Source organism: Zoogloea sp. (genome assembly GCF_044344315.1).
Lineage (GTDB): Bacteria > Pseudomonadota > Gammaproteobacteria > Burkholderiales > Rhodocyclaceae > Zoogloea.
In genome coordinates this window covers 40,906-66,170 of sequence record NZ_JBIJDC010000005.1, presented here as the reverse complement: position 1 = coordinate 66,170, position 25,265 = coordinate 40,906, and the positions used below count along the sequence as shown (strand labels likewise).

The following is a 25,265-nucleotide window of genomic DNA, read 5'->3' as shown; positions in this document are numbered from 1 at the left end:
ACCACTTCACTGCCCCCGTCCGGCGCAAATGTCATGCTTCGTTCATGACTGCCGGCGCCCACCATAACAACACTCAAGACTCCCGCGTCGCCGTATTGGTCGACTGCGAAAACAGCCATCCGGATATCCTCGACTACGCCCTAAAGGTCGTCGCCCAGTTCGGCCGCATCGTGCTGCGGCGAGGTTACGGCAACCACAGCGCCCTGATTGGCAAGAACTGGCAGGACACCCTGGTCCGCCTCGCCTTTACGCCCTGCCTGCAATACCAATACGTCAGTAGCAAGAACACCGCCGACATCGCCCTAGCCCTCGACGCCCTGGAAGCCATGTTTGACCACCGGGCCGACCGCTTCTGCCTTGTCAGCAGCGACTCTGACTTTGCCTACCTGTGCCGCAAGCTCCGGGAACGCGGTGCTACCGTTTATGTAGTCGGCGAGCAGAAAACCCCCGACGCCCTGCGCAACGCCAGCGACCAGTTCTTCGAATGGACGCCACCGGCCAAACAGGAAGAAAGCAGCCCTGCGAGAGAGCCCGCAAAAGCCCCGGTCGAGCAGCCGGCCCTGCCTCTGCCCCAGCGACGGCCGAGATTCGTGATTGAAGCCGTCGCCCTCCTGGCCAACAACACTGCAGATGGGCTTGTGCCCCGGAGCGGACTGGGGAATTACCGGAAGCGAATGGCCCCGGTTTCTCACCGATCCAATACGGCCACTCAGGGCTGTTGGGCATGGTGCAGACGTATGACTTATTGGGGGTGAAGAAATCAGATGGAGGGCACTATTCGGTGGGGGTGGTTCAGGAGGTGAAGGGATGAAGGGGTGCTAATCTGCGTTTGCTAACTCTTGGCCCGCAGCCTCCGTCGGGCTGCAACGCCTCTATTAGCCGCGAACTAAACTTTCCGATTATAGCAAATTAGTCCCTGGGGACGTCATTGCTGAAATCAAATCGCATTGAAAATATGCATTTGCGTTCTGCGGTTAGGTCATATCTTTTACGTTCTGCTTCTTCTTAAAAACACATCAGATGGTTGACTATTTAGGTTTCTACGTTGAGTAGTCATATTTCGTTCTAACGATGAAATCCATGAATATACCGAAAACTATTGATGGGATAGACGATGACCTCAAGAACACTGGGGCTGCTGATGATCTAACGTTTGATGCTGCGGAGTTCGCGGGCCTTTCACATGAGATATTCTTAGAGTCGGCACTACTTCAGTGGATTTTGACAAGAATCAGGAGGAGCCCATCTCGAAAAATTCGATTCTCTGGCACCGACGCTAACGATTTCGATCTGACTATGAAGCTGGGTGTAAGCGCCCCCGGATTATTGACTGTTCTATTGCCTAACGTAAGTATCGATCAGATAGGAAAGCAGGCCTCTGCGCAGTTCAAGAGGAATTTTTTCTCCATCCAGGAAGCTTTACCTCAGCTGCCAATTATGAGCTCAGTATTCTTGGCATGCCTAGACTCCTACAGTCGTGGATTGCCAAGTCAGCTATATGAGTCCTCTGCCGATCCTGTGGTGGTCGACTCCCCTGATTTTTACAAATACATCAGCAGTGTTATTGCCTCTCTGAGTCCCGAAGGGGAAGCTATCCGAGGTATCAGAAGTTTAGTCCCAGCGATTGCGATCGTGGTCTATGAGCTATTTAAGAACACTCACGATCATGCTCGGAGATCAGTGGATGGGGCAATACTAAGAGACTCTATGCGAGGGATCTATATTAGGCACTACTCCAAAGACGAAATCTTGCGCCGTGGCATTGCTGAGAATCCGGAGGCTAGCGGTGCGATAAATTCGTTTGTCAGTGCAACATTTAACTCAAAGAAGAGATCTACTCGCTCTGGAGAAATTGAAAATAGTTACTCTGGGTTTCTTGAATTGTCGATTTTTGATTCTGGGCCAGGCTTGGCTGCAACCTGGCTTAAAGATGAGATTTCGAAACCAGACCCCCAAGCTCAATACGATGCGGTACTTCGTTGTTTTGGAAAGGGGATTAGCTCCGACTCAGCTATAGGGAGAGGCTACGGGCTATGGAAAGTCTTGCAAGAACTCCGTAAATTAAAAGGCCTGATACGCGTGCGAACAAATCGCGTTCATTGCGTAAGACATTTTGCGGTTCTGAGCGAATTGGGTCTGCAAGTCATGAGCGACGGATCTCAGAAGCCCAAGGAGGACTTGTACGACTGGAAACGCCAACTGACCAAAAGAGCCAGCGATTACCCAGCTGTAGAGGGAACCTTGGTGTCGATTTTGATTCCGCTGGAGGCTATGTGAGCGTTCATACAGTTTCCATTATCCGATTAAGGCTGCCAGAAGGCTCCAAGGTCGTCAATGCACTGGCAATACACTTGCATCGAGATGAAATTGACGAAGAATTGATCGACAACTTAATCACGCGCAACATATCTTCCGGAGTAGCCATACAGAGAGTATATATCATCGGTCACGAGTCTATCTTGAGAATGACAATTGATAGCATCGGAAGAAAAGACGCAGTTTTGTCGAATCGCCTGAAGCGCATGACTTTAGACGACAAAGGAGTTTTTTTTCTCACATTTTCTTTCTCCAAAGGTTGCCACATCCTGATGGATGGTCAAGGAGATGAGTTGGCGAACTCTCAAGATGTCATTGAAAAACTACGCAATCATATTTTGCACGAACTATTTCACCGTACCAACGGATTAATTAAATCGCCAAAAGGATTTCACTACGTCAAACCATCGGGAAAGCATGTAACCGAATTCCTTCGGACATCAAATGTTTTTGAGGATCCATGTGCCTCAAATGAGCTTTGCTTTTGGCTTTTCCCCTATGTTTTCAACAAGAACGTTGATTCCATTTCCGTTGACACGACTGGGATTGCGGTAGTGGCCACAGAGCTTGCGTATCAATACTGTCTATACGGCAAAAAGGGGGCGGTACCTGTCGTCCATTCTTTCGGCTCCTATGAAGGATTGGAAAGCAGAAGAACGAGGCTTGATCAAGACACACTTTATTTGATATCCGCGTCAACATCAGGATCACTAGAAGAGAAAATGGTACGTTGCGGGGCATCTCGTGACCACGTAATCACGCTATTTTACTTAGGATCAAAGGACGATTCGGCTCGTAACGTCCTGTGCGACCTAGGTAGCGTAACTACCAGCAAGACACGGTACCAAGAAATCGCCCAGTATGAATCGCGCGATTGCCCTTATTGCGCGGAGCTCTCTTTTCCGGTTCAGTTGGCTGGAGATCAGTTCTCTCCTGAGCCCCCAAGAGTTGAACCTATTCTCATTAAGCTCAATGATCTTGATAAAACACAGAAGGATTTGATAGACAAGTACTCCGGATTCGGGATATTCAAAGTATTTAGAAACATCGGAGGGAGAGACGCGGAATTTTTTATCGACATTGAACCGATATTTCAAACGTCCGACAGAGCACCTGATGGCTTAGCGAATGCATCTGAGGCCAAGCTTCCAGACACAATTGAGCGTCTCAAGCAAAGGATTGCAGCGCTGATGAAGCGCGGAGCTCCCATCCACCTTGAGCGCATCGTTCATACAAATTATCCCTACTCAAAGCAGCTAGCTGAAATCGCGGCAGAACTCCTGGCGCATGGGCTAAAGCGGACTCCAGACATACTTACGGCCTCGAAATTACGAGAGCACCCAGAGGGGCGCGGAACTGCGACTCTAGTTGTTACATCGTGTTTGGCTGATGCGCATGAGATTATGGGGATTAATCGGGACTTGAGGACCGTTCAGCCTGCTGGCAACACAACTTACATTGCAACTTTTTTCCGGAATACTAGCGCGGCTGAAAGAGGTGCAGTGAAATCCTCTATCTCTTTCGGAGAGCATGGTCCAGATACTTTCAACCTCTACACGATCGTAGAGTTAGACCTGCCTGAGTGCAGCCCGGTCAATAGTTGGAAATTCGAGCTCAATACGCTGCGGCGGGTAGTAGAGTGGTCGGAACTACAAAATCTCGATGTTCCATGTGAGATAGCCGAGCGCATCGCGTTTCTAGAATCGGCTCCAAGGAATGGACTATTCGAAAGGCTGTTCTGGGACTCGCCTAAAGGTCATGCGTTACGAGTACGACCGGACTTTACTCTTATCGACGTATTTTCCGGTGCGCGCGAGATTTCTCAGGCGGACGTGTACTTCGCAATCGCTGCCGTGTTACATAGCTTGAGAAACGGAATTTCGGGCAGGCGACTGACTTATAGGTCCCATGAACGATCCGTTATATCGCCCGAAAACTTCAGCCGATTCAACGATGCGGTGATTCAATCTGCAATTCTGCGTGCGGCTCGAGATCGAGAATTAGGGTACAAAAATTGCGATAAAGAGTTGTCACGCAACATGGCAGATATCATTATTGCCCAAGCCTCGGTTAGCCGAGGAAGTGATGGCGATGGGTTACCTGAGTTCTTGTTGGCCCTCGCTACTGGCCGAATGACATTGCATGACGATCACCTCGCAGAGGTGTGTTCTGCTGTCGAAAGATCTATGGTTGCCACCGATTCATGCAAAACTATTGCGAAATATATTGAGGACAATTGACTTTAGCGACTTAAGTCGCTCTATGAGTCGTAAACAACGTGGAGCGTCTGTTCCGCAGCGTAACTCGCCGCATGCTACGAGCACTTTCGAAGGCTACTTTGGCCAACTAGCCGAGGAATGGCTCACGCTCCCTGTCGGAACGTCGCCGGCCTTCTGGGAGCCCCACGAAGTGCGTGCGGGAAGCACAGGACACGATCACCCTCCGATCCAGAAAGGTCTTTGTTACATGATTGAAATAAATTCGCTCGCTGGTATTCAGTATGCTGGACTGCCCGGAATCTCGGAAACATGCGTGCAAGCTATTCAACGAATGCTTCAGTACAACGACCATATAAGCACCGCGAAGTTACTCACCAACAACCATAATCACTCCTTTCTTCTGGTAGTTGGCGAGCATGACAAGGTGGCCGTAAAAGGTGGTTTTGCATCGGGGTATGGTGGCGAAGGGCCAAGAGCGTTGGCACGGGCACTGCAGCTACTTTTGGAACATGGTGTCGATATTGAGGAAGTTGACGTTGAGCGAGCCGTTCTTGATCGCCTCGACGCCTCATGCCTGACAGTGCAGGACCTAGAGACCATTAATGCGGCTCAACCTGTACGCCCAGTACGCATCCACGACTACATTTACGATGCAACGGGTTCGGCCAAGTCCCTGGGAGATCATTGGAGTAAATTTCCTGCCGTTTTGCCGTTCTATATAATTAACGTCCGCATATCTGACCTAGCACTTCGTTTTCTCGAAGAACCTAATGATGCACTCCTGCAGGGTTTTCGACGGTTGGAGGACACCGTCCGTAAACGTACAGAGTCACAGGAGCACGGAGCGAAACTCTTCAGTCAGGCGTTTCAAGGAGAGGGAGCGAAGCTAACTTGGCACGGAGTTCAGCAAAGCGAGCTCGTCGGTAGGGTTAATCTCTTCACTGGCGCCTACATGGCTCATCGAAATCCAAGGGCACATCGCGAGATGAGTGAGGATATGACGTCTTTGTTGAGTGAGTTTCTGCTGCTCAATCACCTTTTCAAGCTTGAATCCGAGGCAGTACCAAATATTGGACCTGAGCTTGAACGCGGCAATGGCTGATAAGCAATTGGTTCGTCGAATTGTCCGCAAGTACGCTGCTTCCAGGGTCCATTAGCACAACGGCTCCCGCGTCCGGATACTCTAAATGTTAAGCGGAAGCTCTTTCCTAGTCGTGACCGACGTCAATCAGTCGACGCCACCAATTCAACGGATCGGAGACAAGTCGTTCGACGGCACTGAGCGCCGTGCGGTAGCTGTCGGCAGCAATGCTGTCACTCAGTCGGCGCCGATCGGCCAACAGCCCCTCTCTCTCACCCCCCTCACACCACCCTAACCTGCCACCTCCACCACTCCGCCGACACCATCCGCCCAAACGCGCCCACCATGTTTTCAATCCGCGCATTGAACCCCTCATCCGCCTTCCCCTCCGCAAGAAACGCCAGCGGGTCGGTCCAGCAGGCGCGGAGGCCGGGGCAGACTTTGTCGTCCATCACCAGGGCTTCGTAGCGCAGGCTCACTTCGCCCCAGGGGGCGTGGGCGAAGATGGGGGTGAGGGCGCCGCTGTCGAGGGCGCGGATGTAGTAGTCCATGTCCCGGTCGTCGGCCATGGGCATGGCGTCGGGGCTGGCGTCGAGTTCAGTGTCGAAGTCGGCTTCGTCGGCGGGCCGGTCGTCGTCTCTTGGCACGGCGCGGGACGGGCCCAGGGCGATGACGACGCCGGCGTCGCGGTACAGGGCTTTGAGGCGGGCGGCGAGGGCTTCGCTGGGGCCGTCGGTTTCCAGGGCGCGCATGAGGGTGCGCTGTTCGATTTCGAATTGTTCGTACTTGTCCATGGGAGCTGCCTGAAACGGTGAGCCGGGAGGATAGCCGAGGCGGCGCCACCGTTCCATGTCTGCCTGCGCGGCCTTGCTTGCGGGATTGCCGGAAGCGCCTTGATTTGCCCTATCCCATGTGCTTGACTGCATGAGCAGAAGTTGTCGGTGGGCTCGGTTTGCCGGATCACGCTGACATTCCGTAAGCCTTGAAACGCTTTTCTGGCGCTGTTCTCGGCTGCGCTTCCTGCGCCGCAGGCGACGATACCCAACTTGGGCTTTGCCTTATCTGCATCCCCTCCTTGAAGTTTCACAAAAGTAGTGTTGAATGCATAAACAGACAAACTGATCAGTCCGGTGCAAGGCATCGAAACAGGTGCCGGCTAAAGGCCATGCGAGGGAAGGCGATGACATGTTTATAGCGGGAACAAGTGCCACCCTGCGGCGCCTGATTGAAGACCAGTTGGTTGCGACCGGTGGCCTGGATGGCTACAACGTTCTGCTTGCCTCAACCCGCGATTTCACCGGCGCCATCGTCAACCGGGTGTCCTTGTTTCTGTATCGGGTGGAGGTGGACGAGAGCCGGCGCAATGTGGATCTGCCGCGTCTGGCGCCCAACGCGCCGCGCCGTCAGGCCCTCGGGCTGGAGCTCCACTATCTGCTTACCGTTTGGGGGCAGCGCGCGGCCGAGGGCGAGCAGGTGATGCTGGCCCGCTGCATGGACATCCTGGATCGCCACGCGGTGATCACCGGCCCCCTTCTCGACCCGGCCTACCCGTGGGAGCCCGAGGACAGCCTGCGGGTGTCCATGAATCACCTGAGCACCGAAGACATGCTGCGCCTGTGGGACAGCCTGGAGCCGCCCTACCAGCTGTCGGTGCCCTATGTGGTGCGCACGGCGCGGCTGGCTGCCCGCGAGCGCTCCGACCCGGCGATTGCCGATTCGCGCACGTTGGTCTTCACGCCCCAGGTGCCCTGATGCTTGCCCCCGCCGACACGCCCCTGGCCTGGGCCGCCCGCCACTCTCCCGACAGGGTCAGCGCGGTTGGCGTGCTGGCGGTGCGCATCCGGCGCTATCTCACCACCGGCGCCGACCCGAGCCTGGCGGCCCTGCCCGGCTTGCGGGTGCGGGTGGCCGGGCAGGCCGAGCGCCCTTTGTGGCACGAATCCACCGGCCTTTACGGCTTTCTGAACATTCCGTCGGGCGACGCGCGCATCGAGATCGACGACCCCGCCGGCCGCTACCAGCCCCAGGCCATCAGCGCCCTGGTGCCCGACCGCTCTGCACTCAAGGCCGCCCTCGAAGCAGCCGAGGCGCCCCCCGCGGTGCCGCCGCCGGCTTACCCCACCGTGGATCTGCGCCCCGGCCTGGCCATGGGCCTGCCGCCCGCCACCACCGCGGTGTGGGGCGTGCTGCGCGACGGCAGCCGTGCAGTGCCCGGCGCGCTGCTCAGCCTCGCCACGGTACGCAACGGCGCCGCCGACACGGTGAGCACCCTGAGCGGGCCGGACGGCAGCTTTCTGCTGGTGCTGCCCTTCGAGGTGATCGACCGGGGCGTCAACCCGCCGCTCCGCGACTTTAACCGCGCCCTGACGGTGTTCGCCCCACGCCCGGCACTGGCCGCGGCGCTGGCAGCACAGGGCTTTCTCGCCGGTCAGCCGACCAATGTTTTCGGGCTCTCGGCGGCCGAGCGCAATGCGCTGTTCCTGCTGCGGGGCTTTCAACTGCGCGACGCTGGCGGCGCCCTGCACCCGCAGGTCGGCGGCCAGAATCCGCCCGTTTCGGTTTCAGTCGGCAGAAAAGTCCGGCTGGATATCGAGTTGTTACCCTAGCCATGATGGAGGCTCGAAATGCCTGAATACCTCGCTCCGGGAGTTTACGTCGAAGAAACCAGCTTCCGCGCCAAGTCCATCGAGGGCGTGGCGACCTCCACCGCCGGCTTCGTCGGCCAGACCCGCTTTGGCCCCACCGCCGGGCTGCCGTCACTGGTTACCGGCTTTGAGGAGTTCCAGCGCCTGTTCGGCGACGGCGATGACCTGCTGCTGGGCGGCGTGCCCACCCCCAACCAGCTCGCCCACGCGGTGCGCCTGTTCTTCGAGAACGGCGGCAAGCGGGTGTATGTGTCGCGCATCTTCACCCCCACCGGGGGCAGCTCGCTGGCGGCCAGCCGCTCGGTGAGCCCGGCAATATCGGTGCAGGGGGTCAATCGCTTCCTGCGTGCCCGCTTTCCGGGGCGGGCCGGCAACGTGGTGGTGCGCGTCAACGCCACCCGCAGCGGCAACCTGCTCACGGGCGCGGCGGGCAGCCGCCGGGTGATGGGCCTGCGCCTGGGCGACGTGGTGGAGGCCGGCGCCCTCAAGGAGAGCCGGGTGGATGCCGCCGGAGCCAACGCGGTCACCGCGGCCAACATCTTCAGCGTCAGCTTCGATGCGGCCGGCAACCCGCTGCTCACCAACGCCGGCGGCAACCTCGACCTCAACGGCGCAGCCCTCGCCGCGGTACAAAAGATCACCCTCGACTTCAGCATCGGCCCTAACCTGGACGGCTCCACGGGCACCCGCAGCGAGCAGATCCAGCGCCTCTCGCCCCACCCGGATTCCGATCTCTTCGTGGGCCGCATCCTGCGCCACGAAGACCCGGACGCCGGCATCGAGCCCCCCGCCGACCGCAGCCAGCGCATCTACTTCGACGCCGTGGCCGCCCTGCCCACGGTGGCAGCCCAGCGCACCACCTTCGCCCGCGACCTGCTCACCAGCCTGGTGGCCGCCTCGCCCCTCACCCTGGCCAACGGCAGTGACGGCATCTCCCCCGACAGCGCCGCCTTCAGTGGCGGTGGCAGCGGCCACGAGGCCACCGGCCTGGCCGCCCTGGGCGAGATCGAGGACATCGCCATCGTTGCCGCGCCGGGCTCCGCCGCCCTCGCCTCGCCCATCGATCAGGCCGTGCGCGACGCCCTCGTGAGCCACTGCGAAAACCTGCGCTACCGCTTCGCCATCCTCGCCGGCCCGCGGGACGCAGACCAAGCCACCATCCGCCAGGTGCGCGGCCAGCACGACTCGAAGTACGCCGCCATCTACTACCCTTGGCTGGTCGCCACCATGCCCGGCAGTGCCCGCGAAACCGTGCTCTACTCGCCCGAAGGCGCCATGGCCGGCATCTACGCCCGCAGCGACATCGAGCGCGGCGTGCACAAGGCGCCGGCCAACGAGACGGTGCGCGGAGTGCTGCGCTTCTCGCGCAATGTGAACAAGGGCGAGCAGGACGTGCTCAACCCGGAAGGCGTCAACTGCCTGCGCTTCTTCGAGGGCCGCGGCTACCGGGTGTGGGGCGCCCGCACCATCAGCTCCGACCCGGAATGGACCTACATCAACGTCCGCCGGCTGTTCATCTACCTGGAACACTCCATCGACCGCAGCACCCAGTGGGCAGTGTTCGAGCCCAACAACGAAGAGCTGTGGCTCAAGATCCGCCTCACCATCGAGGGCTTCCTGTACGACGTGTGGCGCACCGGCGCCCTGCTCGGCTCGCGCCCCGAAGACGCCTACTTCGTGCGTTGCGACCGCACCACCATGAGCCAGTCCGATCTCGACAACGGCCGTCTGGTGTGCCTGATCGGCGTCGCACCCACCAAGCCGGCCGAGTTCGTGATCTTCCGCATCGGTCAATGGACCGCCGACGCTTCCATCATCTAAGCGCCCGCCCTCCCGTCGATAACTGCATCCTCAAAGGAGACCGGCAATGGCCACTCTGCGTGAAGACCCCTACGGCCCGTTCAATTTCAAGGTCACCATCAACCCTGCCAGCGGTGGCGAGTTTCGCGGCGGCTTCTCGGATGTCTCGGGGCTGTCCACCGAGATCACCCACGCCGACTACCGGGAAGGCACCGATGCCTTCAACCGTCCGCGCAAGGTGCCGCTGATGTACAAGGCCGGCGACGTGACCCTCAAGCGCGGCATGATCGCCTCCCTCGACCTGTGGAACTGGGTCAACCAGGTGCGCCGCGGCAACATGGAAGCCCGGGCCACCGTGGTGATCGAGCTGATGAGCGAAGACCGGGCCAGCACCGTGGCCCAGTGGAAGCTCATCAACGCCCGCCCCTCCAAATGGACAGGCCCGACCCTGGCCGCCAAGGGTGCCTCCGACGTGGCCATGGAAGAACTCACCCTGGTCTGCGAAGACCTTGAGTTCGAGTGATTCCAGGCCTGAACTGAGACCCACCCCATGAGCGTCGCGCTGCTTGGCAGCCTGTGGCGTCCCGGTCTGCCGCCCGGCATCTACGAGGAGAAACCTGCCGTGGCCTCCCGGGCGCGGGTGCGCCTGGACGTGGCCGCGCTGATCGGGCTGGCCGAACGCGGGCCGGTGAACACCCCGGTGGTCATCGACGACGCCCGCCAGTTCGAGGCCGCCTTCGGGCGCGCCCTGCCGGGGCTCAAGCTGCCCCTGGCGGTGCGCCTGTTCTTCGCCAACGGCGGCCGACGCTGCGTGGTGGTGCGTTGTGTCGACCACGTCAATGTGCGCACCACGCGCCTGCTGCTGCCCGGGCTGAAGGCCGTGCGCGGCAACTCCCGCAAGCAGGTGCGCCTGGCCGCCCGTAACCCGGGCAGCTGGGGCAACCGCCTGCAAGTGCGCTGCCAGCTCATCCAGCGCCCCATCGCCCTGGGGGTGGACCCGGTCACCAAGGCCCTGCGCATCCCGCCCGACCGCCCCGCCGTCGGCGCCACCCTGCGCCTCACCCGACGCGCCAGCGGCCCGGGCGCCACGCCGAGCAGCCGCTTCTTCCGGGTGGACCTGGATGCCGCCCGCCAGCCCATCCTGGTGCCCACGCCCACCAACCCCTTCCTCGACCCCGAGCTGCTTGCCGCCGCCGTCGAACTCACCCTGCGGCTCGACGTCTTCCTGGACGGCAAGCTGGTCGAGAGCTGGGACGACGCCGCCCTGCACCCCAGCCACCCGCGCTTCCTGCCGCGCCTGCTGGGCCGCCGCGCCGCCGCCGAAGCCCTGCTGCCGCCGCGCACCGACACCGCCAACCCCGAAGACCCGGTCTATGAGGCCGACCGCCGCTGGGGCAGCGCCGACGACCCGTGGGGCTCCGACTTCCTGCGCCCCAGCCTGCAGTTGGCCGATGCCTGGCTGCTGCCCAGCCGGGCGCTGTTTGCCGCGCCGGCCGGTCTGCTGCTGTCCGCCGCCGAGATGCCGCCGTCCCGCCAGGGCCGCGATGCCACCGCCAGCACCGGGCGCAATCACTTTTTCGAGGGCACCAGCATGGCCCTGGCCGATGCCATCGAGGACGCCGACCACCGCTTCGTCGCCTTCAACGCCCGCCCGCCGGCCCTGGATGCCCTGAGCGTGTGGGACCAGGCCCGCCCCTTCGAGCCGGTTGCCCTGGTGAGCATGCCCGACCTGCTCCACCCCACGCCCCCCGAGGCCCTCACCGTACCGCCGGCCCTGCCCGACGAGTTGTGCTTTGCCCCCCAGTGCAGCCGGGGTCAGGCCGAGCGCACCGCCAATGCCTTCGACTGGCCACGCCTGGGCTTTGATGCGGCGGAGCTGCAGGACTACCAGCGCCGCCTGGTGGCCGACTGCGAGGCCCGCGACACCCGCATCGCCCTGCTCGACCTGCCCCCCGGCCTGCGTGCCGGTGACGTGGTGGCCTGGCGCCACGGCGTGGCCAGCCCCCGCGCCGCCCTGTACACCCCGTGGCTGCGGGTAGATGCGGACGGCAACGCCGCCACCGTGCCCCCCTCGGCCGCCGCCTGCGGCATCACCGCCCAGGTCGAAAACGACACCGGGGTATGGGCCGCGCCGGCCAATCGCCCGGTGCTCGGCACCTTTGCCCGCGCCGACGACGCCGGCCTGCCGGAGCCCGGCTTCCTGTTTGAAGAGCGCATCGACGAGATCCGCCGCACCGAGCGCGGCCTGATGCTCCTCGGCGCCCGCAGCACCGCCACGGAGCGGGACTGGACCCACCTGTCGGTACGACGCCTGATCGACTGGCTCAAGGCCCAGCTCGCCGCCGACCTGGCCTGGGCACCCTTCGAACCCAACGACGCGGTGCTGTGGTCGGCCATGGCCGGCACCGCCCGCCGCCGCCTCAAGGCCCTGTTCAATGCCGGCGCCCTGGCCGGCCGCAGCGACGCCGACAGCTACTTCGTGCGCTGCGACGCCCGCACCCACACCCAGGGCGATATGGACGCCGGCCGGGCCATCATGCAGGTGGGCGTGGCCCCCGCCGTGCCGGCCGAATTCATCGTCTTCCGCCTCGTCCGCAGCGGCGCGGACGACCCGCGCATCGAGGTGCAGTGATGCCCGACCCGGCCATGCTCTCCAATTTCAACTTCGCCGTGCATATCGAACTGTCCGGCCTGGGCGGCGACGAAGGGCTGGCCCTGGGCAGTCGCAAGGGCGCCTTCTCGGAGGTGCAGGGCCTGGAGATCACCCTCGAACCCGTAAGCCTGCGCGAAGGCGGCTACAACCGGGGCGCTCGCCAGCTCGTGGGCAAGACCACCAACCCGCCCCTGATCCTCAAACGCGGCCTGTCCCTCGACCCGGCCTTCTGGACCTGGGTACAGCGCTGCATCGACGGCACCTTTCCGCTGCCCTATGTGTCCGGCACCATCCGCGTGCTGCAGGCCGACAGCAGCGCCCCCGATGCGGGGGTGTGGCGCTTCGAGAACGGCATCGTCACCAAGGTGAAGTCCGCCGACCTCAACGCCGGCAACGCCCGCGAAGTGCCCCTCGAAGAGCTGCACATCGTCCATGAAGGACTGAGCAGGGAGGCGGTATGAGCACTGCCCAGTTCTGCCGCGCCAGGCTCGTGCCCTTCGATGCGGGGGGCAAGAACACCGAGGAAGGCCGGATCATCCCCCTCGACTTCAACCCCGAGACCCTGACCCTCAAGGTGTCCGGCGGCGAGCAGAAGGACAAGGGCCGCAAGGGCCGCCAGCAGGTGCAGAACGTCGGCTCGTCCAAGGCCACCCTGTCCTTCGAGTGCGTCTTCGACTCCACCCGCCCGCGGGACGACGACACCGGCGAGGGTGGCGGCGAAGAGATGCTCGACGTGCGCGTGCGCACCAAGCCCATCGCCGACCTGGTGCAGACCTACGGCAGCGGCAAGGAGCAGGCGCCGCGGCGGGTGCAGTTCCGCTGGGGCACGCTGATCTTCAACGGGGTGATCTCGTCCCACCAGGAGGTGTTTGAATACTTCAGCCCCAGCGGCGTGCCCCTGCGCTCCAAGGTGCAGCTGACCCTCACCGAGCAGGAGTTCCGCTACGAGGTGAATGCCAGCGACGCTGCCCAGCGCCGTCAGGCCGTGGAGCAGGCCGCCAGCGATGCCCGCAGCCAGGCCAGCGCGGCTGGCGCCGACAGCCTGCTGGGGGGCGGGGCCAACGGTGGCGCGGGCTTTGATCTCTCGGCCGGTTTCGAGCTGTCCGCCAGCCTGGACGTAAACCTGGACGTGAGCCTGTCGGCCCAGGTGGGCTTGTCGGCCAGCCTGGGCGCCTCGGCCGACATCGGCATGGCGGTGGGCGCCGGTATCCACCTGGACGCCTCGGCGGCCATCGACCTGTTCGGCCCCGCGGCCCTGGGCACATCGGGCGACCTGGGGCGTAGCGGGCTGACAGTTCCCAAGCCCTCCCCCGGCCTTGCCGCGGCCGGTGTCACCCCCAACCCCTGGGCGCCCGACGGCCCCGCCCCCGGCAGCAGCGCCGCCGGGTTGGCCGCCGCGGTGAGCAGCCAGCGGGCGGCCGGTGCCATCGCACCCCTGCCCGCGCAGGGCGGTGGTGCATCCGCCTCCGCCGGCAATGCCCCCCTGCCCGTGCGCGGCAGCCCGCCCCTGGCCCTACGGCGCAGCCCGCCGGCCGGCAGCCCCCTGTTTGCCACCCGGGGCACCCCCATCGAGAGGGCCGCGGGCGAACGCCGCCCCCGCTGGGAGAGCCTGCCCGCCACCCCCACCCCGGCGGCCGCGGCCCATGCCCACGCCGGCCACGCCAATCACTCCACCTGCAGTTGCGGCGGCTGCGGCTGTCGGCGCTGCTGCGGAGGCTGAGCATGCCCGTCTCCATCGGCGAAGTCTCCACCACCATCGAAACCCTGCCGGGGGGCAGCACGGCCGAAGCGGGCAGTGGCGCCACGGCCGACGACGCCCCCTTCGAAGTGCGCATGGAAGACCTCCGCGCCCTCGTCCGCGCCCTGGTGGCCGAAGAGCTCGAACGCCAGCAGCGCCATCGGAGCGACTGTCCATGACTTCAAGCGCGCCTTTCCTCGCCAGCGGCCGCCCGCAGATCAAGGTGGACGGGCGGCGTGCCGAGCGCCTTGAGGCCGACCTGATCCGCCTCGAAGCCCGTGCCGACGCGGCCGGCGTCGCCTCCCTGGAAGCAATCTTCCTCAACTGGGGCAGCCGCGAACCCGGCCAGCCCGTGGATTACGTGCATTTCGATACGGCCGACATTGACTTCGGCAAGCGCCTGGCCATCGCCTTCAGCACCACGGGCGACGAACTGACCGTCTTCGATGGCCTCATCACGGGCATCGGCGCCGCCTACCCGGAGCTGCGCCCACCGGAGCTGACCCTGCTGGCCGAAGATGCCCTCGCCGGTCTGCGTTACCGCCGCCGCACCCGCCTCTCGGAAAACCAGAGCGACGGCGACATTGCCGGTCGCATCCTCTCCGAGGCCGGCCTCAGCCCCGATGCCGGGCGCAGCGGCGCCAGCCACGTGGCCCTGCTGCAGGTGAACGAAGATGAACTCACCGCCCTGCGCAGCCGCAGCGGCGACGCCCTGATCGCCCTGCGCGATGGCACCGTGCATATCAACGAAGCCTCGGCCCTCACCGACACCCCCATCCGCCTGAGCCGCGAGAACGAGCTGATCCGCTTCACCGTACTTGCCGACCTGGCCCACCAGCGCGGCGAGGTGCGCGTGCACGGCTACGACGTGGCCGCCAAGGAGGCCATCCACGAAAGCGCCGGCGCCGACGCCATCCGCCCCGAGGCCGGCCCTGGCCGCCTCGGCCCCGAGATCGTCACCCGAGTGTTCGCCAACGCCGCCGACGACCTCCACCTGGAAGCCCCCGCCACCGGCGCCGAGGCCCGCAGCCTGGCCGAAGCTGCCCTGCGCCGCCGCGCCCGGCGCTTCCTGCGCGGGCTCGGCGTGACCCGCGGCACGCCGCAACTGCATGTGGGCTCGAAGGTGGAGCTGGTCGATCTGGGCCCCTGGTTTGCCGGCACCTACCTGGTCACCGCCGTCACCCACCGCTTCGATCAGGTGGAAGGCTACCGCACCGAATTCGAGGCCCAGCGGCCCAACCTGGGAGAGTCCGCATGATTCCCGGCGCCAGCTCCGCACCCGCCGGTGAGCGCCCGCGCCTTTACGGCGTCTACCCCGCCATCGTCACCGACGTGCAGGACCCGGACAGCCAGGGCCGCGTGCAGATCCGCCTGCCCTTCGTCGAGGAGAGCGACGGCGGCAGCGCCCTGGCCTGGGCCCGCCTGGCCACCCTGATGGCCGGCGCCGACCGGGGCACCTGGTTCATCCCCGAAGTGGACGACGAGGTGCTGGTGGCCTTCACCGCCGGCGACCCGCGCCGCCCGGTGGTCATCGGTGCCCTGTGGAACGGTGTCGATACGCCCCCCGAGAGCATGGACAGCGCCAACAACATCCGCTCCATCACCTCCCGCAGCGGCCACACCCTCACCTTCGACGACACCGCCGGTACCGAAAAGGTGGAGCTCAAGACCAACGGCGGCCATACCTTCACCCTCGACGACGCGGCCGGCGGCACCGTCACCCTGACCCACTCCAACGGCGCCCAGGTGAAGATCGACGTGGTGGGCAACATCGAGATCACGGCCAACGTGCGCGTCACCGTGCAGGCTCCGGCGGGGCTGGAGGTCACGGCGGCCATGGTCACCGTCAATGCGGCCATGTCCACCTTCTCGGGGGTGGTGAAGGCCGACGCGGTGATCACCAACAGCGTGGTCTCCCCCAGCTACACACCGGGCGTGGGGAACATATGGTGAGCCGGGCCACGGGCAGGCGCCTCCTCGTTCCGGCCAACCGCGCCCCCTCGCGGGAGCGGCTGCTGGCCACCGAGCCCTTCTTCCTGCGCGACCTCGCCCAGGTGCCCACCGAAGCAGCGCCGCGCCTCCTGTCCTTCGAGAGCGACAGCTTCATGGACGACTTCCTGGCGACGGCCGCCGGCAAGCGCCCGACCCTGCCCCGGCTGCTGCCCTGGCGCGACTGGTCCGAGCCGCCGGCCGGGCTGGTGGATGCCCATGGGCAGGCCCGCTACGCCACGGCCAGCCTGGCCCGGCGCGTGCCCGGCAGCACCGACATCGAAGCCTCCAGCGGCCCGGCCATGGACGCCGACGGCATCCCCCACGGCCTCGTCGCCGCCGAAAAGGCCGCCACGCCCCCGTGGCTGCGCAAGCTCTATCTGCCCCTGCACGAGCGCTTCAACCTCATCAGCTTCGACGTGGTCTGCGCCGCCGCCGGCTGGCCGCGGGTTGACCGAAAACGCATCAAGGGCAGCGGCGCGGTGATCCGCCGCTTCGTCGCTGGCCCGGCCGGCACCCCGGAACGCTGGGAAGACTGGATCGCCGTCGATGAACGGCACGGCGCCTGGCTGCCCCTGCTGCCCACCGACCTGCAGACCGGTGCCGCCGGTGCCGCGGTGGACCCGGCAAAGCTGCCCGCCCCCAGCGCCACGTTGGAGCTGCGCCTGCGCACCCTGCTCGACCTGGGCGCCGCAGACCAGCTGCCACCCCTGGGCCTCCTTGGCGCGCCCCTTTCCCTGCTGCCCCCCGACGCCGGCAAAGCCGCCGACCACTGCACCCTGTACGGCTACCTGCCGGTGTTCAGCGCCGCTCGTGAGATCCCCACCGAGCAGCGGGCCGGCGACACGGCCGCGGCTGTCGCCACCGCGCTGAGCCAGCACACCCAGGCCCGCCTCGACACCCTTTTCCAGGGCGCCGTCGATCTGCGCAATGCCGCCCTGCCCCACCTGCGCAGCCTGCTCGACGCCACCGTGCTGCCGGCACGGCCTGCCCAGGCCGCTGTCACCGCCATCGCCGACAACCTGATCGCCACCGCCCCCGGCGGGCTTGGCCAGGTGGGCAACACCCTCGCCCACACCATCGACAAGGCCCTGCTGGAGGCCCTGGCCCGGCTGTGGCAGACCGTCACCGCGGCCGCCACCGACGACGCCGACATCGCCGGCAACGTGCGCAGCGGCACCGATCTGTGGGCCGCCAGCACGGCCGCGGACACGGCCAGCGCGCCCGGCCTGTTCAACAACCTGCCCGGCGTCAGCGCCGGCGTCCAGGCCACTGCAGCCGCCGTCTGGTTGAGCGGCGCCGGTAACAACGCCTGGGACACCCTGCTGCGCCAGCGCCTGCATCAGTTGATGGATGCCTGGCTCGCCGGCACCGCCCTGCCGCCTCCGGCCCAGGGCAACGCCGGCCTGGTGGGCACCGACCACCTGGCGGTGGTGGTGGTGATGGCCCTGCTGCGCCTGCGCGGCTGCCGCCTGTGCCTGGCCGCGCGCCTCAACCACGCGCTCTACAACGATACCCTGGCCGCCGACCTGAAAGCCGTGGCCGCCGACGGCAAGCGTCAGATGGGCCTCGCCGCCCTGGCCGAGCTGTCCGAGACCCTGCTCGCCCAGGAGGCCGCCCGGGGCGACATCCAGGCCACCCCGCCGTGGCCGCCGGTGACCCTGCCGGCCCAGTGGATTCTCGATGCCCACGCCCACGGCGAGGCCATCGCAAAGATCTACGCCCGCTTCGACGACGGCCTGGCCGGCGCTGGCAATGGCGCGGTGGATCAGCTCAATGCCCGTATCGAGATCATCGAGACCGAGTTGGGCACCGCCGTGGCCGGCCTGCGCGCCGGCCTGTCCCTGGGCGCGGCCCAGCTCAGCCTCAACGAACAGCCCCCCTGCGGCCTGCTGGTGCTGCCCGGCATCCGGGTGGCGGGCACCGTGCTGGCCGCCTTCCGCACCGCCGCCGCGGCCCGCTATACCGCCGAGCCTGAACGCCTGGCCCTGCCCGAAGCCCGCAGCGGCGATGCCCTGCCGCGCCTGCGCTTTGATGCCGAACACCTCTACGCCGCCTGGGCCTGGGTGCGCGTCGCTGGTCACACCCCCTGCGAGCCCGAGCGCATTGTGTGGACCCGGCGCAGCGAGCCCTTCTCCATCGCCGACCCCACCGACCTCCTCGGCGCCCGCCCGGCCAGCATCCAGATGCCCGACATCCCCAAGCTGCTGCGCGACATCCCGCGCATCGCCCGGGCCCGGGCCAAGCCCTTTGCCAGCATGGCGGCGCCCCCCGGCTCCGGCGTCATCACCGGCGCCGACATGGCCGACACGCGCCGCGATTTCGGCATTGGCATGATCTGCAACTTCGGCATCCCCGTGCTGACCATCTGCGCGCTGATCCTCTTCAAGATCATCTTCACCGTGCTGATCACGCTGCCCTCGTTCAGCTGGATGCTGTTCCTGAAGTTCTGCCTGCCATTTCCCAAGAGGGGACCATGAGCACAGACAAGCTCGGCCAGGGATTGCGCTTTCCGCTGGTCACCGGCGACGGCTTCGGCTGGATCTCCGGTGCGGCGGCGGTGGAACAGTCCATCCGCACCATCCTCCTCACCGAACCCGGCGAGCGCATTGCCCGCCCCAACTTCGGCGTGGGCCTGCGGCGTTTTCTGTTTGCCCCCAACAGCCTCGAACTGCGCACCCGCATCCGGGCCGCCGTCAGCGAAGCCCTGGCCCGGGACGAAGCCCGCATCCGCGTCGAGTCCGTTGCCGTGAATACCGACCCGCGGGAAGCCACCGTGCTGCGCATCGCCATCCGCTACGAAATCCTCGGCGAACCGGGCGCGCAGAACCTGGTGTTCCCCTTCTACCTGAACGGGGGTGCCTGACATGGCCATCCAACCTCCCCGCCTCGACGACCGCGCCTTCGACGACCTGCGTGCCGAGCTGATCCGCCGCATCCCGACCCACGCGCCGGAATGGACCGACCACAACGCCTCCGACCCGGGCATCGCCCTGGTGGAGCTGTTTGCCGCCCTCGGCGACAACGTCCTCTACCGCCTCAACCGTGTACCCGAGGTGGCGCGCCTGGAGTTCCTGCGCCTGCTGGCCATTCCGCCACGGCCGGCGCGGGCCGCCCAGGCCATGGTGCGCCTGGAAGCCCGCCGGGGCATTGCCCCGGTGCCGGTGGATTTTGCGGTCGGCAGCCCGACCCTCGAGTTCACCGCCGGCGACGTCCACTACCAGACCCTCGACGAGATCACCGTCCTGCCCCTGGAGCTCAGCGCCTGGGTCAAGCAGCCCTATTCCGGCCCGCTGCTCGCCGGTGGCATCGAGAACGTCAGCACCCTGCTCGTCGATCACATGGGCAGCGCACCGGCCCTGGCCCAGTACCGGCCCATCCCGCTGGAAGCGCCCAAGGGTGGCCGGCTGCCCGCGCCCATTTCCACCGGGGCCAGCCTGGACGGCCGCATCTGGCTGTGCCTGGCGGCCCCGGAGACCGCCATGGCCGACGCCCTCAAGGCCAACGGCAACGACGCCGCCGCTGCCCGCAAGGCCCTGCGTGCCCAGCTTGGCGGGCAGGTGCTCAACCTGGGCGTGCGCAGTGACGACGCCCTGTGCGGCAGCACCGACCACCACCGCTGCCCCGACGCCGGCACCGACCCCGAGCGCTGGCCCCTGCGCTGGGAGATCTCCACCGGCAGCTTCACGGGCACCACCCAGCACGTGGACCGGGTGCGCTACCAGCGCCTCGCCGTGATCGCCGACAGTACCGACAGCCTGGGCCGCCGCGGCACCCTGCGCCTGCGCCTGCCCGATGCCACCGGCAGCGCCGAGCCCTTCGGCGACTGGACCGCCGCCAGCTTCACCCCGCCCGACCCCGACCTGCTGGGCATTGGCGAACTGCCCCCGCGCATCGACAACGCCAAGCTCGCCGAGCGGGTGCTGGGCTGGATCCGCGTCAGCCGTGCCGACCCCAGCCACCCGCCCGTCCGCCTGCGCTGGATCGACGCCAACGTGGTCCGCGTCGAGCAGGCCATCACCACCGCCGCCGAGCTGCTGGGCTACGGCGACGGCCGCACCGGCCAGCGCCACACCCTGTCGCGTACCCCGGTCATCCCCGGCAGCCCGCAGGTGCAGGTCTTCGGCCCCCTCGGCTGGGAAAACTGGCAGGTGGTGGAAGACCTGGCCCTGGCCGGTCCGGACGACCCCTTCTACACCCTCGACCCCGCCGATGGCAGCGTCACCTTTGGCGATGGCATCCACGGCCGCATCCCCCTGCCGGGCGAGGCCATCCGCTGCCTCACCTACAAATATGGTGGCGGCGTGCGCGGCAATGTGGGCGCCGAGCGCATCAACCGGGTGTTCCGCGCCGCCCCCGCCGCCGCCCTGGCCCTGAAGGCCGCCAACCCGCTGCCGGCCGAGTTCGGCGCCGACGCCGAGACCCTGCCCCAGGCCAGCGCGCGCATCCCCGAGGTGCTGCGCCACAACGACCGGGCCGTGGCCAGTGACGACTTCGCCAACCTCGCCCTGGAAACCCCCGGCGTGCAGGTGGGCCGCGCCCACGTGCTGCCCCGCCACAAGCCCCACGAGCGGGTGGACGGCGTACCTGGCGTGGTGACCCTGATCGTGCTGCCCGCCTACGACCCCCTGCAGCCCGATCAGCCCACCCCCGACAAGGAGATGCTGCGCCGGGTGTGCGCCTGGATGGAGCCCCGCCGGCTGGTCACCACCGAGCTCTACATCACCCCGCCCCAGTACGTGCGCCTGTCCTGCTCGGTGGCCGTCGAGCCGGAGGCCGGCGCCGGCGAAGAGACCCTGCGCCGCCACATCGAACTGGCCCTGCGCCAGCACCTCGCCCCGCTGCCGCCCTATGGCCCCGACGGCCAGGGCTGGCCCTTCGGCCGCGACGTGCGCGACCGGGACATCGAAGCCGCCACCCTGCGGGTGCAGGGCGTGCGGCTGGTCAATGAAGTACGGGTGGTGGGCGAGGAAATCAGCCGCACCGGCGTGCGCAGCCCGGTGGAGGAAAGCGTCACCCTGCTGCCATGGCAGTTGCCGGTGCTGCTGGAGGTGAAGGTCAGCATCGGCGCCGACGCCACCGCCGAAGAACTGCCGCCGCTGGATGAGGAAGCCGAAGCGCCTCCCCTCGCCGGCATGCCGGTGCCCGTGGGCAAGGAGGCCTGCTGATGAGCGGCCCGCGCTTCGCCCATCTGACCGGGCGCCCCATGTGGGAGCGCTGCGATCACGTCGGCACGCGCATCGAGGGCACCCCCGCCGCCGTGGTGCTGGCAACGGCCGCCACGGCCGGTGACGCCGCGCCCGCCGCACCCATCAGCCCGGCCGACTACGCCGCCTGGCAGGCCCGCCTCGGCACGGCCGTGGTCCTGCCCTGTGCGCCGGACCACTGCGGTGCGCAGCAGGTGATCGTCGCCACCCCCAGCAAACCCCTGAGCCTGCTCACCCCGGCCGGCTGGCTCCCCCTGCCGACGCCGGTCGCCGACACCCCGGCCCCGACCCCCGGCCTGGAGTTCGCCCCCGTCGGCCCTGCCCCGGCTCCCGCCGCGCCCGACGCCATCGCCCTCGACCCGGCCGGCCGTTGCTGGCTGCTCGACCGGGCCGGGCGGCGCCTGATCCTGCTGGCCCCGGACCTGCGCGTGCTCTCCGTCGTGCCCTTGCCGCCGGGCATCGACCCAGGCGCCTTCGCCTGCAGCGCCTTTGGCCTGGTGGTCGCCGACCGGGCCGAGCCGCGGCTGCTGGTGCAGCCCTGGGGCGGCGCCTGGCACGGCTACATGCCACCGGCCATCGCGGGCCGGCGCATCGTCGCCCTCACCGCCAACCCGGCCTGGCCCGAGGCCGTGGCCCTGGTCGAAGGCGGCCCCGACAAATGGCAATTGTTCCGCGTCGGGCCGGGGGGTGCCGTGCTGCACACCCTGCCCATGGCCACGGCACCGCTGCCCATGATCCTCACCGCCGCCGACCGGCTGGTGGTGGGGGAGCTTGCCCACCGCCCGGGCGACCCGCTGCCCACGCTCTTCCGCGAGTACACCCTGCGCCCCGACAGCGTGGAGGCCGAGCGCGGCTTTGCCGTGCGCAGCTTCGACGGCCGCGCCCTGTGGCTGGAGCAGGACACCCAGCAGGGCTGCGATGGCGTCCGGGTGATGGCCAGCACCGCCGCCGGTGCCCGCCCCCTCTACCCCCGCGAGGCCGACCTGGCCGGCAGCGGGGTGGTTGAAACCTGGGCGCTGGACTCCGGCATCTTCGGCTGCCAGTGGCACCGCCTCTTCGTGGATCTGTGCCTGCCGGCCGACTGTGCCGTGCACATCGAAGCCCGCAGCGCCGATGACCTGCCACCCTTCGAGATCCGCCGCCGCGCCCGCCTCCCCGCCGACCGGGTGGGCGACACCCGCCCGGCCCCCATCGACGACCCCTGGCCGCCCCTGGGTTCGGTGGTGGATGACGAGGCCGAAGGCTGGGTGCCCCTCGGGGTGGCCGACCGACGCCCGGCCCGGGCCGACGTGGCCTTTGCCGGGAGCGTCGGCGAGCGCCCGTCCGAAGACCCCCTGGCCGCCGCCCGCCAGCCCGCCGCAGCGCTGCCGGCCGGCATGCGCACCCTCGAATACCTGCTCACCGCGCCCCCCGGCCGCTACCTGTGGCTGCGCGTGCGCCTTGCCGGCACCCGGCGCCAGGGGCCCAGCCTGTTCGCCCTGCGCGCCACCTTCCCACGCCCGTCCCTGCTCGATTACCTGCCCGCCTACTGGCGCTCCGACCCGGCCGCCGCCGACGCCACCGAGCGCGCCCTGGCCCTCTTCGAAGGCTGGATGACCGAGATGGACCAGCGCATCGACGTGCTGCCCCAGCTCATCGACCCGCGCCTGGTGCCCGCCGAGGCCCTGCCCTGGCTGGGCAGCTTCCTGGCCCTGAGCTTCGATACGCGGGTGCGCGAAGGGGTACGCCGCGAGCTGCTGCTGCACATGGCCGAGCTGTACCGGGCCCGCGGCACCGTGCCCGGCCTGGCGCGCCTGCTCTCCATCCTCGCCGAAGCCCCGGTGCAGATCATCGAGGGCTTCCGCCTGCGCCGGCCCACCGCCGCCTTCCTGGGCAGCGCCCTGATCGGGCCGGCCCTCGAACTGGGTGGCAGCGAGAGCACCCTCAACGCCGCCGGCCTGGAGGACTGGGAACAGGAACTGGCCGGCGCCCATGCGGCACTGATGCTGCGTCGCGCCACCCAGGACAGCCCCTGCCCGGCCCGCGACCCGGACGACCCCCTGCCCGACGACGCCCTGCTGGCCTTCTACCGCCGTCACGCCCATCGCTTCACGGTGATAGTGCCGCGGGCGCGCTGCAGCACCCTGGCCGCCGTGCTGGAGCTGGCCATCGAGACCAGCAAGCCGGCCCACACCCTGCACCGCCTGTGCTGGCTGGATGCCGGCTTCCGTGTCGGCAGCGCCAGCCTGGTGGGCGTGTCCCACCTGGGGCCGGTGGACAAGGCCGAACCCGCCGTGCTTGGCAGCGCAGTGCTATCCACCTTCACCACCCTCCACCGTGGCCGTCGCGAAGACCGCTACCCGTATTTCAAACCCATGAACCCATGGGAGGCATCGCCATGAGCACCCCCACTGCCGCCGAGACCTTCATCCCCCTCGACGATCCCGATCCGGCCACCCCGGGCGATCCCTTCACCCGGCTGCGCTACAGCTACGGCCAGCTCCTCGGGGCGGAGGACTTCACCGCCGAGCAGCGCTACTTCCTGCTGCGCAGCCGCCTGCACAACGCCGCCCTGCACGGCTATGGCACGGTGTGGGGGCTCAAGGTGGGCAGCCAGGAGAACGAGACATCTCTCACCCTCACCTGCGACACCGGCCTCGCCATCGACCCCCTGGGCCGCGAGGTGTACGTGCCCCAGAAGGTCTGCCTGGACATCACCGGGCTGGCCGCCACGCGCTTCTGGGCCGACCTGGCGGCGCCTCCGCCGGCCCCGGGCGTCGAGGTCACGGCGGACAATCCCCGCCGCCGGGTCTACGTGGTGCTGCGCTACCGGGCCTGCCTGACCGAGCAGGTGCCGGCCATCACCCAGCCCTGCTCCGGCCAGGACGCCGGCCTGGCCCCGTCGCGGGTGCTGGATGGCTACCGCCTGTGCCTGGAGGCCACGGCCCCGGACCTCACCAGCCTGCCCATCCGCGACATCACCACCCGGCCCAACCCGCCGGCCGACACCCGCACCCGCCTCCTCGAACACATCATCAACCCCGACACGCCGCCCCCCGCCCGGCTGTGGAGCGGCGCCGACGACGCGCCCCTGCTCCTCGCCGTGCTCGACCTGGAACCGGTGGGCAACCCGGTGGAACGGGTGAAGCTCTTCGGCAGCATCGACAACAGCGTGCGCGCCCTGCTGCCGGCGGTGCAGGCGGTGGCCGATCTGGCCCTGGGCATCCGCCTCGAAGCCGCCGGCGCCCCGTCACCCTTCCAGGTCGGCAAGCTGCAGAGTCGGGCCGGCGAAGGCGCCGATGCGGCCCGCAGTTTCCTCGACCTCGTCACCACCCGCCCCCTGATGCCCGCCAGTCTGGGACCCGGATCGGTGCGCATACTGCGCTTCGATGAGGCCAACCAGAAGTGGCAGCCGGTTGCCATCGCCGGCCAGACCCCTTCCGCCACCGGCCTCGCCCTGGTGGTCGACGAAGTCCTGCAGGCAGGGGCACCCATCCAGGTGTGCCTGCTGGGCACGGGAGCAGAGGCCATCCTCGACATGGGCGGACAGCCCCTGGCGGGCGCCATCGGCGAGGTCGTCCCCCCGGGCACGGGCCGCGACGCCTGCCTGTTCACCCTCCACCCCACCACCGCCTGAG

20 protein-coding genes are annotated in these 25,265 nt (G+C 66.6%); 19 read left to right on the top strand and 1 reads right to left on the bottom strand.

Features of this window, described 5'->3' with window-relative positions; translation table 11 throughout:
* Positions 1 to 44: 44 nt before the first annotated feature.
* From ACIQ09_RS02200 to ACIQ09_RS02185, 4 genes are all read left to right on the top strand, one after another.
* Entirely contained in the window at positions 45 to 755 is a 711-nt protein-coding gene (locus tag ACIQ09_RS02200; protein ID WP_398305435.1) for an NYN domain-containing protein, read from the top strand.
* A gap of 325 nt (positions 756 to 1,080) precedes the next feature.
* Positions 1,081 to 2,277 (top strand): hypothetical protein, encoded by a 1,197-nt coding sequence (locus ACIQ09_RS02195; protein ID WP_398305432.1) that lies wholly within the window; start codon positions 1,081 to 1,083, stop codon positions 2,275 to 2,277.
* Positions 2,274 to 4,556 carry a hypothetical protein gene (locus tag ACIQ09_RS02190; protein WP_398305429.1) on the top strand — a complete coding sequence of 761 codons (2,283 nt, stop codon included), beginning with the start codon at positions 2,274 to 2,276 and terminating at the stop codon, positions 4,554 to 4,556. The genes ACIQ09_RS02195 and ACIQ09_RS02190 overlap by 4 nt, the downstream gene beginning before the upstream one ends.
* Before the next feature lie 226 nt (positions 4,557 to 4,782).
* Positions 4,783 to 5,637 (top strand): TIGR02391 family protein, encoded by an 855-nt coding sequence (locus ACIQ09_RS02185; RefSeq protein ID WP_398305426.1) that lies wholly within the window; start codon positions 4,783 to 4,785, stop codon positions 5,635 to 5,637.
* Between the two features lie 260 nt (positions 5,638 to 5,897).
* Here ACIQ09_RS02185 and ACIQ09_RS02180 read toward each other — a convergent pair whose 3' ends face one another.
* Entirely contained in the window at positions 5,898 to 6,467 is a 570-nt protein-coding gene (locus tag ACIQ09_RS02180) for a hypothetical protein (protein WP_398305423.1), read from the bottom strand.
* Between the two features lie 334 nt (positions 6,468 to 6,801).
* Here ACIQ09_RS02180 and ACIQ09_RS02175 point away from each other — a divergent pair, with 334 nt between their 5' ends.
* From ACIQ09_RS02175 to ACIQ09_RS02105, 15 genes are read left to right on the top strand one after another with little or no spacing between them, the layout of a single operon-like run.
* Positions 6,802 to 7,368, top strand: a complete 567-nt coding sequence (locus tag ACIQ09_RS02175) for a DUF4255 domain-containing protein (RefSeq protein WP_398305420.1) — start codon at positions 6,802 to 6,804, stop codon at positions 7,366 to 7,368.
* A complete protein-coding gene (locus ACIQ09_RS02170) occupies positions 7,368 to 8,222 on the top strand; it encodes a hypothetical protein (protein WP_398305417.1) in 855 nt (284 codons plus the stop codon). The genes ACIQ09_RS02175 and ACIQ09_RS02170 overlap by 1 nt, the downstream gene beginning before the upstream one ends.
* An 18-nt stretch (positions 8,223 to 8,240) precedes the next feature.
* Positions 8,241 to 10,082 carry a phage tail sheath family protein gene (locus ACIQ09_RS02165; RefSeq protein ID WP_398305414.1) on the top strand — a complete coding sequence of 614 codons (1,842 nt, stop codon included), beginning with the start codon at positions 8,241 to 8,243 and terminating at the stop codon, positions 10,080 to 10,082.
* A gap of 46 nt (positions 10,083 to 10,128) precedes the next feature.
* Positions 10,129 to 10,584, top strand: coding sequence for a phage tail protein (locus tag ACIQ09_RS02160; RefSeq protein ID WP_296404825.1), 456 nt, complete (start codon positions 10,129 to 10,131; stop codon positions 10,582 to 10,584).
* Positions 10,585 to 10,611: 27 nt separating this feature from the next.
* Positions 10,612 to 12,693 carry a phage tail sheath family protein gene (locus ACIQ09_RS02155; RefSeq protein ID WP_398305410.1) on the top strand — a complete coding sequence of 694 codons (2,082 nt, stop codon included), beginning with the start codon at positions 10,612 to 10,614 and terminating at the stop codon, positions 12,691 to 12,693.
* Entirely contained in the window at positions 12,693 to 13,175 is a 483-nt protein-coding gene (locus ACIQ09_RS02150) for a phage tail protein (protein ID WP_296404829.1), read from the top strand. The genes ACIQ09_RS02155 and ACIQ09_RS02150 overlap by 1 nt, the downstream gene beginning before the upstream one ends.
* Positions 13,172 to 14,434, top strand: coding sequence for a hypothetical protein (locus ACIQ09_RS02145; protein WP_324462214.1), 1,263 nt, complete (start codon positions 13,172 to 13,174; stop codon positions 14,432 to 14,434). The genes ACIQ09_RS02150 and ACIQ09_RS02145 overlap by 4 nt, the downstream gene beginning before the upstream one ends.
* Before the next feature lie 2 nt (positions 14,435 to 14,436).
* Entirely contained in the window at positions 14,437 to 14,631 is a 195-nt protein-coding gene (locus ACIQ09_RS02140; protein ID WP_398305405.1) for a hypothetical protein, read from the top strand.
* Positions 14,628 to 15,710, top strand: coding sequence for a phage late control D family protein (locus tag ACIQ09_RS02135; protein ID WP_398305402.1), 1,083 nt, complete (start codon positions 14,628 to 14,630; stop codon positions 15,708 to 15,710). The genes ACIQ09_RS02140 and ACIQ09_RS02135 overlap by 4 nt, the downstream gene beginning before the upstream one ends.
* Positions 15,707 to 16,405, top strand: a complete 699-nt coding sequence (locus tag ACIQ09_RS02130; RefSeq protein WP_398305399.1) for a phage baseplate assembly protein V — start codon at positions 15,707 to 15,709, stop codon at positions 16,403 to 16,405. The genes ACIQ09_RS02135 and ACIQ09_RS02130 overlap by 4 nt, the downstream gene beginning before the upstream one ends.
* Complete coding sequence (locus ACIQ09_RS02125; protein ID WP_398305396.1) at positions 16,399 to 18,921, top strand: hypothetical protein; 2,523 nt, start codon at positions 16,399 to 16,401, stop codon at positions 18,919 to 18,921. Before ACIQ09_RS02130 ends, ACIQ09_RS02125 begins: the two co-directional genes overlap by 7 nt.
* Complete coding sequence (locus tag ACIQ09_RS02120) at positions 18,918 to 19,307, top strand: GPW/gp25 family protein (RefSeq protein WP_398305393.1); 390 nt, start codon at positions 18,918 to 18,920, stop codon at positions 19,305 to 19,307. The genes ACIQ09_RS02125 and ACIQ09_RS02120 overlap by 4 nt, the downstream gene beginning before the upstream one ends.
* A 1-nt stretch (position 19,308) precedes the next feature.
* Positions 19,309 to 21,609, top strand: a complete 2,301-nt coding sequence (locus tag ACIQ09_RS02115) for a putative baseplate assembly protein (protein ID WP_398305390.1) — start codon at positions 19,309 to 19,311, stop codon at positions 21,607 to 21,609.
* Positions 21,609 to 24,029 (top strand): phage tail protein, encoded by a 2,421-nt coding sequence (locus ACIQ09_RS02110; RefSeq protein WP_398305387.1) that lies wholly within the window; start codon positions 21,609 to 21,611, stop codon positions 24,027 to 24,029. The genes ACIQ09_RS02115 and ACIQ09_RS02110 overlap by 1 nt, the downstream gene beginning before the upstream one ends.
* On the top strand, positions 24,026 to 25,264 hold the full coding sequence (locus tag ACIQ09_RS02105; protein WP_398305384.1) for a hypothetical protein: 1,239 nt from the start codon (positions 24,026 to 24,028) through the stop codon (positions 25,262 to 25,264). The genes ACIQ09_RS02110 and ACIQ09_RS02105 overlap by 4 nt, the downstream gene beginning before the upstream one ends.
* The last annotated feature ends 1 nt before the right edge of the window (position 25,265 follow it).

Bases quoted from the DNA above. Each gene is read 5' to 3' on its own strand.
- ACIQ09_RS02165 (WP_398305414.1), top strand. From the start codon at position 8,241: ATGCCTGAATACCTCGCTCCGGGAGTTTACGTCGAAGAAACCAGCTTC.
- ACIQ09_RS02180 (WP_398305423.1), bottom strand. From the start codon at position 6,467: ATGGAACGGTGGCGCCGCCTCGGCTATCCTCCCGGCTCACCGTTTCAG.
- ACIQ09_RS02150 (WP_296404829.1), top strand. From the start codon at position 12,693: ATGCCCGACCCGGCCATGCTCTCCAATTTCAACTTCGCCGTGCATATC.
- ACIQ09_RS02135 (WP_398305402.1), top strand. From the start codon at position 14,628: ATGACTTCAAGCGCGCCTTTCCTCGCCAGCGGCCGCCCGCAGATCAAG.
- ACIQ09_RS02105 (WP_398305384.1), top strand. From the start codon at position 24,026: ATGAGCACCCCCACTGCCGCCGAGACCTTCATCCCCCTCGACGATCCC.
- ACIQ09_RS02120 (WP_398305393.1), top strand. From the start codon at position 18,918: ATGAGCACAGACAAGCTCGGCCAGGGATTGCGCTTTCCGCTGGTCACC.
- ACIQ09_RS02125 (WP_398305396.1), top strand. From the start codon at position 16,399: ATGGTGAGCCGGGCCACGGGCAGGCGCCTCCTCGTTCCGGCCAACCGC.
- ACIQ09_RS02155 (WP_398305410.1), top strand. From the start codon at position 10,612: ATGAGCGTCGCGCTGCTTGGCAGCCTGTGGCGTCCCGGTCTGCCGCCC.
- ACIQ09_RS02170 (WP_398305417.1), top strand. From the start codon at position 7,368: ATGCTTGCCCCCGCCGACACGCCCCTGGCCTGGGCCGCCCGCCACTCT.
- ACIQ09_RS02140 (WP_398305405.1), top strand. From the start codon at position 14,437: ATGCCCGTCTCCATCGGCGAAGTCTCCACCACCATCGAAACCCTGCCG.
- ACIQ09_RS02110 (WP_398305387.1), top strand. From the start codon at position 21,609: ATGAGCGGCCCGCGCTTCGCCCATCTGACCGGGCGCCCCATGTGGGAG.
- ACIQ09_RS02200 (WP_398305435.1), top strand. From the start codon at position 45: ATGACTGCCGGCGCCCACCATAACAACACTCAAGACTCCCGCGTCGCC.
- ACIQ09_RS02130 (WP_398305399.1), top strand. From the start codon at position 15,707: ATGATTCCCGGCGCCAGCTCCGCACCCGCCGGTGAGCGCCCGCGCCTT.
- ACIQ09_RS02175 (WP_398305420.1), top strand. From the start codon at position 6,802: ATGTTTATAGCGGGAACAAGTGCCACCCTGCGGCGCCTGATTGAAGAC.
- ACIQ09_RS02185 (WP_398305426.1), top strand. From the start codon at position 4,783: ATGATTGAAATAAATTCGCTCGCTGGTATTCAGTATGCTGGACTGCCC.
- ACIQ09_RS02160 (WP_296404825.1), top strand. From the start codon at position 10,129: ATGGCCACTCTGCGTGAAGACCCCTACGGCCCGTTCAATTTCAAGGTC.
- ACIQ09_RS02145 (WP_324462214.1), top strand. From the start codon at position 13,172: ATGAGCACTGCCCAGTTCTGCCGCGCCAGGCTCGTGCCCTTCGATGCG.
- ACIQ09_RS02195 (WP_398305432.1), top strand. From the start codon at position 1,081: ATGAATATACCGAAAACTATTGATGGGATAGACGATGACCTCAAGAAC.
- ACIQ09_RS02115 (WP_398305390.1), top strand. From the start codon at position 19,309: ATGGCCATCCAACCTCCCCGCCTCGACGACCGCGCCTTCGACGACCTG.